Source organism: Archangium sp. (genome assembly GCF_036388035.1).
Classification (GTDB): Bacteria; Myxococcota; Myxococcia; order Myxococcales; family Myxococcaceae; genus Archangium.
Genome location: NZ_DASVSO010000948.1, coordinates 1 through 2310 on the forward strand (window position 1 = coordinate 1; position 2310 = coordinate 2310).

At 68.1% G+C, this 2310-nt stretch carries 2 protein-coding genes; both read left to right on the plus strand.

From position 1 onward, the window contains the following. Positions 1–984, plus strand: a 984-nt coding sequence (locus VF697_RS39350) for a xylosidase (protein WP_331103309.1), incomplete at its 5' end; no start/stop codon positions are given. Positions 985–1002: 18 nt separating this feature from the next. Continuing rightward, on the plus strand, positions 1003–2082 hold the full coding sequence (locus VF697_RS39355; RefSeq protein ID WP_331103311.1) for a glycoside hydrolase family 43 protein: 1080 nt from the start codon (positions 1003–1005) through the stop codon (positions 2080–2082). Positions 2083–2310 lie beyond the last annotated feature (228 nt).

The window sequence follows — 2310 nt, forward strand, 5'->3', positions numbered from 1 at the left end:
CCGTTCGCCTTCCGGCTGTATCGCTTCGTGGGAGGCACCTGGGTGCCGCACATGGTGGAGGGCAAGCACTGCGCCATCTTCCCCGAGGGAAGGATCCCCGCGTGGTGGAACGCCGGCGAGCTCGATCCGCTCTCGCCCGACCTGCCCAGGGACCTCGTCCTGGCGCGGTGGGCCCCCGAGATCGACGTGCGCAACGGCCTGCTCACGCTGCACTACACCGCGAGAGATCGCGCCGGCATCCTGCGTTCCGCCTACGCCACCGCCACCGCCATCGACGGTGAGTGGACGGACCACGGCTTCCTCGACATCAACGTCCGCGTGAAGGACCTGGCGCCCGACTACCCGGGGGGGCCCGCTGGCGAGAACCCCGTTGTCGGCATGATTGACGGCCATGTGGCCGCGACCATCGACTCCGAGGGCAAGGAGCGGACGTTCCTGCTCACCAAGGTGGACGGAAACGGGTTGCAGTGGAAGGACCCGGTGACCCAGCAGCCCCGCAAGGCGTCCACGCCCATCCTGTCGCACGAGTTCAGCCAGGCGGCCGACGGGCGCATCACGATCCTGGGTGAGGCCAAGGTCCTGCTCACCAATGGGCCGCATCATGACGGGCTGATCGAAGGCCAGTTCGTGTTGAACGAGAACGGCCAGTCCCATCTCATCTACAGCGCCGGCTTCTTCGGCAACTCCGAGTACCGCACGTACATCGCCAGGCTCGACCTGCTCGCGCACAAGGTGATGGACGAGCGGCTCTTGATTGACAGCCAGAGCCAGGCGCTCGGAGGGCAGTGGAACGGCCCGGGCCACCCCTCCTTCGTGAAGCTCGGGGAGGGCCTCTACGCGATGTACCTGCACGTGTGGCGCAACGGCACCGAGTACTCCAAGGATGGAGACCAGCGGAAGGCCATCCAACGCCATGTTGCCTTCCGGGACCTCGAGAACCGCCCCTGCGAGCCGTTCCTCGTGGAGGAGCGCTTCTCCGGTTAGCGACGTCGAGGAATCCGGATGAACCTTCTGCCCCTGGTCGTGCTCTGCGCCGAGCTCACCGCCGCCACCTACACCAACCCCGTCTTCGACGAAGACTTCCCGGACCCCACGGTCATTGATGCTGGCGGCGGGTGGTTCTACGCCTACGCCACGCAAGGGGACGTCGCTGGCCAGGTGCAGAACATCCAGGTTGCCCGCTCGCGCGACCTCGTGCGCTGGGATCGCGTGGGCGACGCGCTGCCCGTGAAGCCCGTCTGGGCTTCGAAGACCCAGCTCTTCTGGGCCCCGGACGTCCACCGCCGCGGTCGCACCTTCTACCTGTACTACTCGGCCGGCCTCGACCCCGAGCGCGCGGCTCGATTCAAGAAGGAGCGGGGCGCGGCGGACAGCAAGGAGGGCGTCTTCTGCCTGGGCGTCGCCACTTCGCCCAAGCCCGAAGGCCCGTTCCGCGACAGCGGGCGTCCGCTCACGTGCGGGCTCTCATTCGTCAACATCGACCCGATGGCCTTCGACGACCCGAGCACGGGGAGGAAGTACCTCTACTGGGGCTCGGGCTTCCAGCCCATCCGCGTGCAGGAGCTGGCCGCGGACCGGCTGAGCTTCAAGAAGGGCAGCGCGCCGGTCGAGCTGGTGCGGGCGGACAAGAACGTCCCCCTTCAGACCCTGATCGAGGGCGCGTGGGTCGTCTACCGCGACGGCTACTACTACCTCTTCTACTCGGGCGAGAACTGCTGCCACGGCCCGCTGCAAGAGATCAAGTACGCCACGATGGTCGCGCGCTCCCGCAGCGCCACCGGCCCCTTCGAGACGCTGGCGCAGGCGACGGGCGCGCCCGACAGCGCCATGCTGTGCCGGAGCGACGCGTGGATCGGGCCGGGCCACAACTCGGTCGTCACCGACAGCGCGGGGCAGGACTGGATCGCCTACCACGCCATCGACGTCAAACGCCCTTACGTCGAGGCGGTCATCAGCGGCGACCGGTCGGTGCGCCGCCCGATGCTGATGGACCGGCTGACGTGGCGCGACGGGTGGCCGCGCGTCGAAGGCGGGGCGCCTTCAGCGGGGCCCTCGGACGCGCCGTCCGTACTCCAGAAGTGAAAAGAAAAAGGGGTGCACGCCCATGAGCATGCACCCCGTGAAGTGAAGCGGAGCCGGGCCGATCAGGCGGCGGCGCGGAGCAGGTCAGCGACCTTGAAGGCCGCGAACTGGCTCAGGTTGTACTTGTCGCCCTGCGCGGCGGGAGACGTGTCGTTCTTGCGCGAGCTCATCAGGCCCTTGACGAGGTCCAGGACGCCGCCCGTGCTGTTGGCCTGCGAGCCCAGGCCG